Annotated in this window: 6 protein-coding genes; 3 read left to right on the plus strand and 3 right to left on the minus strand. The window is 71.1% G+C overall.

Annotated elements, in window-relative coordinates:
* Positions 1-136 precede the first annotated feature (136 nt).
* Together AC1DNG_RS21330 and AC1DNG_RS21335 are read left to right on the plus strand one after the other, a co-directional pair.
* The gene (locus AC1DNG_RS21330; RefSeq protein WP_476888267.1) at positions 137-5,293 is read left to right on the plus strand and encodes an Lhr family helicase; all 5,157 of its coding nucleotides are present in this window, start codon (positions 137-139) and stop codon (positions 5,291-5,293) included.
* Entirely contained in the window at positions 5,286-6,152 is an 867-nt protein-coding gene (locus AC1DNG_RS21335) for a DNA-formamidopyrimidine glycosylase family protein (protein ID WP_476888268.1), read from the plus strand. The genes AC1DNG_RS21330 and AC1DNG_RS21335 overlap by 8 nt, the downstream gene beginning before the upstream one ends.
* Positions 6,153-6,181: 29 nt before the next feature.
* Here the strand turns inward: AC1DNG_RS21335 and yczE are convergent, their stop codons facing one another.
* Positions 6,182-6,910 (minus strand): membrane protein YczE, encoded by a 729-nt coding sequence (gene yczE / locus AC1DNG_RS21340; protein WP_476888269.1) that lies wholly within the window; start codon positions 6,908-6,910, stop codon positions 6,182-6,184.
* Positions 6,911-6,971: 61 nt separating this feature from the next.
* On the opposite strand from yczE, the gene yczR reads away from it, so the two are divergent.
* Complete coding sequence (gene yczR / locus AC1DNG_RS21345) at positions 6,972-8,537, plus strand: MocR-like transcription factor YczR (RefSeq protein WP_476888270.1); 1,566 nt, start codon at positions 6,972-6,974, stop codon at positions 8,535-8,537.
* Between the two features lie 158 nt (positions 8,538-8,695).
* On the opposite strand, the gene AC1DNG_RS21350 is transcribed toward yczR, so the two are convergent.
* On the minus strand, positions 8,696-9,388 hold the full coding sequence (locus AC1DNG_RS21350) for an SRPBCC family protein (protein WP_476888271.1): 693 nt from the start codon (positions 9,386-9,388) through the stop codon (positions 8,696-8,698).
* The coding region (locus AC1DNG_RS21355; RefSeq protein WP_476888272.1) for a hypothetical protein at positions 9,385-9,602 on the minus strand (218 nt) is incomplete at its 5' end. The genes AC1DNG_RS21350 and AC1DNG_RS21355, both read right to left, overlap by 4 nt.

The following is a 9,602-nucleotide window of genomic DNA, read 5'->3' on the forward strand; positions in this document are numbered from 1 at the left end:
TGATCCAGCGCGTCTGCGCTCCCGCCCGTCCCGGGGCACCTGGCCCCCGCGGGACCCGGCGGGCGCCACGATGGGACCCGCCGCCCCACGATGGGGCCCGGCCAATAGTGTCGGCGGGGTAGGGCATGATGGAGGAATGAAGGGGCAGGAGCTCGCCGGCGGCACACTCGCGGCCGACGCCATGGACCGGTTCAGCCGGCCGACCCGGGACTGGTTCCTGGGCGCTTTTTCCGCGCCCACCCCGGCCCAGAACGGCGCCTGGAATGCCATCTCCTCCGGTGCGCACGCCCTCGTCGTCGCACCCACCGGCTCCGGCAAGACGCTCGCCGCGTTCCTCTGGGCGCTGGACCGGTTGCTCGTCTCCGCGCCCGCAGAGCCCGACGCCCTGCCCGGCCTGGACCCGGCGGCCAAGGGCGGGCGCCGGAAGCCTGCTCGAGGCAAGGCGCCCCAGCGCAAAACCCGCGTGCTGTACATATCCCCGCTCAAGGCTCTCGGCGTCGACGTCGAACGCAACCTCCGCGCGCCGCTGATCGGCATCACGCAGACCGCCAAACGCCTGGACCTGCCGGCCCCGCTCATTAGCGTGGGTGTCCGGTCCGGGGACACGACGGCGTCGGACCGCCGCTCGCTGCTCAGCCACCCGCCCGATATCCTCATCACCACCCCGGAATCGCTCTTCCTGATGCTGACGTCCAAGGCCCGCGAAACCCTCAGCGAAGTGGACACGATCATTGTCGACGAGGTCCACGCCGTCGCCGGCACCAAGCGCGGGGCGCATCTGGCAGTATCGCTGGAACGGCTGGACGCGCTGCTGCCCAAGCCCGCCCAGCGGATCGGGCTGTCGGCCACCGTGGAACCCAAGGAGCTGGTGGCGCAGTTCCTCGCCGGCTCGGCGCCGGTGGAAATTGTCGCCCCTCCGTCACGGAAGAACTGGGACCTGACCGTCTCCGTCCCGGTGGAGGACATGTCCGATCTCCAGGGCGCCGCCGGGGCCTTCGACTCCGGCCCGGCCTCCGGGCTGCAGCCCCAGGCCTCCATCTGGCCGCATGTGGAGGAAAAGATCGTGGACCTGGTGCTCGCCAACCAGTCCACCATCGTGTTTGGGAACTCCCGCCGCCTCGCCGAACGGCTGACCGCCCGGCTCAACGAGATCTACGCCGAACGCCAGCTCCTGGCAGCCGGCGGCGGCTGGACGGACTTTGGCGCCGGCGCCCCGGACTTCGAAGCCGGACCGAATGACGTGCCGAGTCCAGTGCCGTCCGGCGGCGTGGGCATGCCGTCCGGCGGCGCCGCCGCGCAGCCCACCTCCACCGCCACACCGGCCCACATGATGGCCCAGGCCGGGAGCACCGCCGGCGCCGATCCCGTCCTGGCCCGCGCCCACCACGGCTCCGTGTCCAAGGACCAGCGCGCCCTGATCGAAGATGACCTGAAATCCGGGCGGCTGCGCTGCGTCGTGGCCACGTCCTCACTCGAGCTCGGCATCGACATGGGTGCCGTGGACCTGGTGGTGCAGGTGGAGTCGCCGCCCTCCGTGGCCAGCGGCCTGCAGCGGGTGGGCCGCGCCGGCCACCAGGTCGGCGAAATCTCCCAGGGCGTCCTGTTCCCGAAGCACCGGGCGGACCTGGTCCACACGGCCATCACCGTGGAGCGGATGCTCGCGGGCAAGATCGAGCGGCTGAGCGTACCGGCCAACCCGCTGGACATCCTGGCCCAGCAGACGGTCGCCGCCACGGCCCTCGGTGCCATCGACGTGGAGGACTGGTTCAACACGGTCCGACGGTCGGCGCCGTTCGCCTCGCTCCCCCGCTCCGCGTTCGAAGCCACCCTGGACCTTCTTGCCGGGCGCTACCCCTCGGACGAATTCGCCGAACTGCGCCCCCGGGTCATCTGGGACCGGAACGCCGGGACCATCGAGGGCAGGCCCGGCGCGCAGCGGCTCGCCGTCACTTCCGGCGGCACCATCCCGGACCGCGGGCTGTTCGGCGTCTACATCATCGGCACCGAAGTCGAGGGCACCGGCGGTAGCGGTTCCTCCGGCGGCGCCAGTGCGGACGGCAGGGCAGCCAGCCCGGCCGCCGCCGCGGCCAAGGGCGGGCGCCGGGTGGGGGAACTCGATGAGGAAATGGTCTATGAATCCCGGGTTGGCGACATCTTCGCCCTCGGCGCCACCAGCTGGAAGATCGAGGACATCACGCACGACCGTGTCCTGGTCTCGCCGGCGTTCGGCCAGCCCGGCAAGCTCCCCTTCTGGAAGGGCGACTCCCTGGGCCGGCCGGTGGACTTGGGCCGCGCCCTCGGCGCGTTTATGCGCGAACTGGCGGCGTCCGACGTCGGGCCGGCCACCGAGCGGTGCAAGGCCAGCGGACTGGACGATTACGCCGCGAACAACCTGATCCAGTACCTCGCCGAACAACGGCTCGCCACCGAGGTGGTCCCCAGCGACACGACCCTCGTGGTGGAACGCTTCCACGACGAGCTCGGCGACTGGCGCGTGGTGCTGCACAGCCCCTTCGGCATGCCCGTCCACGCACCGTGGGCCCTGGCCGTGGGCCAGCGCCTGCAGCAGCGCTACGGGATGGACGGCTCGGCCATGGCCGCCGACGACGGCATCGTGCTGCGCGTGCCCATGATGGAGGATGAGCCGCCGGGCGCCGAGTTGTTCCTGTTCGACCCGGAGGAAATCGAGCAGATCGTGACGGCGGAGGTCGGCGGGAGCGCCCTCTTCGCCTCCCGGTTCCGCGAGTGCGCGGCCCGCGCGTTGCTCCTGCCCCGGCAGAATCCCGGCAAGCGGCAGCCCTTGTGGCAGCAGCGGCAGCGTTCGGCGCAGCTGCTGGATGTTGCCCGGAAGTACCCGACGTTCCCGATTGTCCTCGAGACGGTCCGCGAGTGCCTGCAGGATGTCTACGACCTTCCGGCGCTGAAGGACATCGCCGCGTCGGTCGAGCGCCGCGAGCTCAGGATCGTCCAGACCACCACCCAGCAGCCCTCACCATTCGCGAAGTCCTTGCTCTTTGGCTACGTGGCCCAGTTCCTCTACGAAGGCGACTCCCCGCTGGCGGAGCGCCGGGCCGCCGCCCTGGCCCTCGATTCCACCCTGCTCAACGAGCTCATGGGCCGCGTGGAGCTGCGCGAACTGCTGGATGCGAAGGTCATCGAGGCCACCGAGCGCGAACTGCAGCGGCTGGCCCGCGACCGCCAGGTGCGCGGGCTGGAGGGCGTCGCGGACCTCCTGCGCCTCCTCGGTCCGCTCTCGCCGGGCGAGGTCGCCGCCCGACTGGAGCCGGTGGCGGGCCCAGCCCAGGGAAGCGAGGCTGCCGGGACCGCCGGGACTGACCAGACCGGCCAGGGGGGCCTGCCTGTCGAAACCCCGGCAACCGAGGCCGACGCCGCCGCCCACCTCACCGCACTGCAGCGGGCCAACCGGGCGATCAAGGTCAACATCGGCGGCATCGAACGCTTCGCGGCCGTCGAGGATGCCGCCCGGCTCCGGGATGCCCTCGGCGTGCCGCTGCCCATGGGTGTGCCGCTGGCCTTCATCGAACCGGTCGCGGACCCCCTCGGCGACCTCGTCTCGCGCTACGCCCGCACGCACGGGCCCTTCACCGCCGCCGAGGCCGCGGCGCGGCTGGGACTGGGCGTCGCCGTCGTCGGCACGGCACTGAAGCGGCTGGCCGCGGACGGGCGCGTGGTGGAAGGAGAGTTCCGCCCGCACGCTGCGCCACCGGCGGGCACGTCAGCCAGCACGGCAGCCGGCGGTGAAGAATCCGGGGTGGAGGGATCCGGCGAGGAGGCGTTCCAGCCCGCCGTTTTGCCCACTGTTTTGCCTCCCCTTTTGCCTCCGGCCAGCGTGAGCGAATGGTGCGACGCCGAGGTCCTCCGCAGGCTGCGCCGCCGTTCCCTTGCCGCGCTCCGCGCCGAAGTCGAACCGGTGGACGCCGCCGCCTACGGCCGATTCCTTCCCGCCTGGCAGAACGTGCGGACCCCGGGCGGCCGCGGGCAGTCCGCGCTCCGCGGCCTGGACGGCATCATCACGGCCATCGACCAGCTCTCCGGCGTGCCCATTCCGGCCTCGGCATGGGAGCCGCTTGTCCTGGCCAGACGCGTCTCCAACTACCAGCCGGCCATGCTGGACGAGCTCATGGCCGCCGGCGAGGTCCTTTGGTCCGGTGCCGGCTCGCTGCCGGGCAACGACGGCTGGGTGAGCCTGCACCTCGCCGATTCGGCCGAACTGACGCTGAACCCGTCCATCGACTTCGAACCCGGCGACGCGCAGCGACGGCTCCTCGAGCACCTGCAGAACAACGGCGGCGGCTACTTCTTCCGGCAGCTGACCGAGGTTGCCGGCGGCATGGATTCGGTGCTCAGCGACCAGGACGTGGTGGCCGCACTCTGGGATCTCGCCTGGGCGGGCCGGATTACCGGCGACACGTTCGCTCCCGTCAGGGCCCTGATCGCCGGCGGCCACACCGCGCACCGGCAGGTGGGGCGCGCCCCGCGGGCCCGCGCGCCGCGGCTCAGCCGGCTCGGACGGGCGCACGGCACCGGCCTGCTCGGATCACCGGGACTCACCGGCGGCCGGTACGGATCCGTGACCGGCACCGCGCCCGCTCCCCCGCTCGCTGCGGGACGCTGGTCCGCGCTGCCCTCCCCGGAGCTCGATCCCACCATCCATGCCCGGGCCACCGCGGAGCTGCTCCTGGACCGCTACGGCGTGGTCACCCGCGGCTCGGTCATGGCAGAAAACATCCTCGGCGGCTTCGGCCTCATGTACAAGGTCCTGGCCCGGCTCGAGGAAGCCGGACGCTGCCGCCGCGGCTACTTCATCGAACACCTCGGTGCGGCCCAGTTCGCCGTCCCCGCCACGGTGGACCGGCTGCGGTCCTACGTCGAAGACGCCGAACTGCACAAGGCCGAACCGGTGGCCCTGGCCCTCGCCGCGACCGACCCCGCCAACCCCTACGGCGCCGCGCTGCCGTGGCCCGCGCTCAACGTCGACGCCGGCACCGGCCACCGCCCGGGCCGGAAGGCCGGCGCCCTCGTGGTCCTGGTCAACGGCGCCCTGGCGCTTTATGTCGAGCGCGGCGGCAAGACCCTGCTCGCGTTCAGCGACGACCCCGACGTCCTGGCCGCGGCCGGCACGGCCCTGGTGGGTGTGGTGACCCGCGGCGCGGTGGACAAGCTGATCATGGAAAAGGTCAACGGCCACGGCATCCTGGACACCCCGGTGGCGGCTGCCCTCGCCCAGGCCGGGGCCTATTCCACGCCCAAGGGACTGAGGATCCGTGCCTGAGGGCGATTCGGTCTTCCGCGCCGCCGCACAGCTGCACGCTGCCCTGGCCGGGAAGGAACTGGTCTCCTCCGACTTCCGGGTCCCGCGCTTCGCCACCCTGAAACTCGGCGGCTGGACCGTGGCCGAGGTGGTGCCCCGCGGCAAGCACCTGCTGATGCGCGTCCAGGGCCCGACGTCCAGAGACCGGCTCACCATCCATTCGCACCTGAAGATGGAGGGCAGCTGGCAGGTCTACCCGCCCGGGGGCCGCTGGCGGAAGCCCGGCTTCACGGCCCGCTGCGTGCTGCGGACCGCCACGGCCGACGCCGTCGGGTTCTCCCTGGGCATCCTTGAGGTGGTACGGACCGACCAGGAGGACACCATCGTGGGGCACCTCGGCCCGGACCTGCTGGGCCCGGACTGGGACGCGACCGAGGCCGAACACCGGCTGCTCGCGGCTCCGGACGTTCCGATAGGCGTCGCCCTGCTGGACCAGAGCAAGCTCGCGGGGATCGGAAACATCTACCGGTGCGAGGCCTGCTTCCTCGCGGGAGTCCATCCGGCGTCGCCCGTCTCGGCAGTGCCGGATCTGGCCGCCATCATTACCGACGCCCAGGTCCTGCTCTCCGCCAACCTCGGGCCGGGCCGACGGACCACAGTGCTGAACGCGCGGGGCGTGCCGGTGGGCCGCACCGCCGGGCGTCCCGGTTACTGGGTTTACCGGCGCGAGCACCAGCCGTGCCTCAAATGCGGCACTCCGATCCGCCGCGGCGTCCTGGGCAAGGAGAACGGCGCCGGCACTTTCACCGAGGAACGGGACATCTACTACTGCCCCACCTGCCAGCCCCTGCCGGGCCCCGGAAGAGAAGGCGCCGGCTGACGGGGCCCGCGGGAATTAACCCGCGGAAATCAATCGGCCGGCTCGCTGCCCGCCGCCACAGGGACCGCCGTCACAGGAACTGCCGTCCCGGCAACGGCGGCTTCCGTTTCCGTTCCGGACGCTTCAGTTCCGGCCGTTTCAGTTCCTGCCGCTTCAGTTCCTGCCGCAGGGACCGGACGCGCTTCCGGAACGGTGAACCGCGGCAGCAGCAACTGCACCAGGGGGCCAATGGCCAGCGCGTACAGCACCGTGCCCACACCGACCGAGCCGCCCAGCAGCCAGCCCGCGCCAAGGACCACCACTTCAATGCCGGTGCGGCACACCCGGACCGGCCAGCCCGTCCGCCGGGCGAGGCCCGTCATGAGCCCGTCCCGTGCGCCCGGGCCCAGGCGGGCGCCGATGTAGCAGGCGGAGGCGACGCCGTTGAGCAGCACGGCCCCGACGAGCAGGCAGATCTGGCCGCCCAGATGCGAAAACTGTGGAATCAGGGCCAGCCCGATGTCCGCGAAGACCCCCACCAGCACCGCGTTGCACAGGGTTCCGACGCCGGGCCATTGCCGGAGCGGGATCCACAGCAGCAGCACCAGGAAGCTGACAACAACCACCACCGTGCCGAGGCTGAGCCCGGTCCTGGCCGCCAGCCCCTGGTGGAGCACGTCCCACGGCGCCGTGCCGAGGCTGGCGCGGATGACCATGGCGAGGGAAATGCCGTAAAGAGCGAGGCCGATGAGGAGCTGGAGGAGTCTGCGGGTCAACATGGTCTCCATCCTCCACGAAAACTGGCCTTGCAATCCATAGCCAGTTTGAAATACTGGCTCTATGTCCGTCTCTTTGACTCCGGGGTCGCTGGCCCGCCTGCTGGGCGAGTGGAACGTCGGTGCCGCCCCCGCTTACCGCGAGCTGGCCGACGTCGTCCGCCTGCTCATCCTCGACGGCCGCGTAGCCCTGGACGTCGCCCTGCCGAGCGAGCGCTCGCTGGCAGCGGCCCTTGGCATCAGCCGCACCACGGTGACGGCGGCCTACGCCCTGCTGCGAGAGCAGGGTTTCCTCAGCAGCGGCCAGGGCAGTCGGAGCCGGAGCTGCATCCCAAGCCAGGGGCCCTTGCATGCCGGCGGCCACGACGGAGCCCTGCGGCTAAGTGGCGCGCCCGGCCTGGCGGTGCCGGACGGGATCCTGGACCTGGCTTACGCCTCCCTGCCCGCGAGCGGCGAAGTGGTGCACCGGGCGTTTGCCGCGGCCCTGACCGAATTGCCGGCCCTGCTGCCTGGCTTCGGCTACGACGCCCTGGGCGTGGGCCCGCTCCGGGAAGCCATTGCGGCCCGGTACACCGCCGCCGGGGTCCCGACAACGGCCGCGCAGGTCCTGGTCACCTCCGGCGCCCAGCACGCGCTGAACATTGTGCTCCGCACATTGGCCGGGCGGTCCGGGACCAAGGTGCTGGTGGAGCATCCGAGCTACCCGAACGCCCTCGACGCGATCCGGGCTGCGGGCTGCCGACCGGTCCCGGTGGCCATGCCTGCCGCAACACCCGGCGGCACAGGCCATGACGGCGCAGTCCACGGCGGCCGTCTCCACAGCCCAGGCGGTAACGGCCTTGCCCACAACGGCGCAGGCGGCTGGGACCTCGAGGCCATGGAAACGGCGCTGCTCCAGCAGCGGCCCGCGATGGCATACGTGGTGCCGGACTTCCACAACCCCACCGGCCGGCTGATGCCCGATTCCCAGCGGCGCCGGCTCGTGAAGGCGGCCGCGGCGTCGGGCACTGTGCTGGTGGTGGACGAGACGCTGCGCGAGTTGAACCTCGACGGCGCCGCCTCGACCCCCATGGCCGCTTTCAGCCCGGCGGTGGTCTCCCTCGGTTCCCTCAGCAAGTCGCACTGGGCAGGGCTGCGCACCGGCTGGATCCGCGCCAGCGAGCCCCTCATTCAGCGTTTCGCCGCTGCCCGCACCACCCTGGACCTGGGCGGGCCGGTGGTGGAGCAGCTCGCCGGGGCGCATCTGGTCAATGCCATGACGGAGCCGCTCCCCGACAGGCTGGCCGCGCTGCGCGGGAACCGGCACAAACTGGTGGAACTGATTCGGGAGCACCTGCCCGGTTGGGAGCCCGAATGGCCCGTCGGCGGCCTGTCCGTCTGGTGCCGACTCCCGGCGCCGATCAGCACGGCACTGGCGGTGCTGGCCCCCGACGTCGGGATCCGGCTCGCCGCCGGCCCCCGGTTCGGCGTCGGCGGCGCGTTTGAGCAGTACTTGCGGTTGCCGTTCACGCTGCCACCGGAGCAGCTGGAGACGGCCGTGCTGGCATTGCGTTCGGCGCAGGACCGGCTGGAGGCCTCCCCGCAGCTGCGGCGCAACCTGTCGTCCCCGCCGGCCGCGGCCATCGCCTGAACCGAGTCGCGCACAGGCCCGTCCCGCGACGCCCTTTCTTTCCCGCGCCTCGAGGTCGCCGGAAACGTCCGAAGTCGCCGGACCATTCCGGCGACTTCGGCCCGTTCCGGCGAACTCGAACGTTCAGGGCATCGCCAGGCAGGATGCGCGTCGCGGGATCAGGCGTAGACCTTCGTCAGGAACCCGGCCCAGGCCTTCGCCGTCGCCCCGGCGTCCCCGCTGCCGCTGAAGTCGTGCACGGTCATGCCCACCGGCGCGCCGAAGGCGTTGCGCCCGAAGAAGCGGTACATCGTGTCCGCGGTCCGCAGGCCGAGGAAGTTCTCGTTGGCGAAGTCCACTTCGCCGGCCAGCGGCCCGACGCCGTCGAGCTCCAGTTCCACCGTCTCCCCCGGAGCGGCAGTGTCGACGCCCAGGGCCCGCTTGAGCCGGTCGAAGCCGTCCGGGGTCTGCGAAGCCGCGGGTGCCTGGATGTCCGCGAAGACCACGGGCTTGCCGTCGAAGTACTTCAGGTACTGGCCCAGGGTGTGCAGATAGAACGCCGTGTGCTTGCTGGCGCCGTCGTACTGCTCATCCCAGTTGTCCGCAAAGATGCCGCTGTGCACATAGTGCAGCCGTGCCCGGCCACCGTCGAGCGCTTCCAGGACGTGCTCCAGCTGGTTGAACCAGCCATCCGGACCGTCCATCCGGGACACCAGACGGGTGGGGTATTCGTCCACGGTCCGGACCGCCGGCCATTGGTCCGTGGGGAACATCCAGGCCGGGGTGTCCTTGGTGACGGCCTCCCACACCCGTTCCGGGGTACCGGGCAGTTCAGTGTCGTAGACGATTTCGAATTTCCGTTGGTCAGTCATTGTCCTGCTCCTTGGCTTGTGGGGTTGTTTGTGGGGTAGCTGTTGGTGGGGTAGCTGTTGGTGGGGTTGCTGTTTGTGGGGTTGCTGTTTGTGGGGTTGCTGTTTGTGGGGTTGCTGTTTGTGGGGTTGCTGTTTGTGGGGTTGCTGTTTGTGGGGTTGCTGTTTGTGGGGTTGCTGTTTGTGGGGTTGCTGTTTGTGGGGTTGCTGTTGGTGG

This window comes from Arthrobacter sp. 01T425, assembly GCF_056398725.1.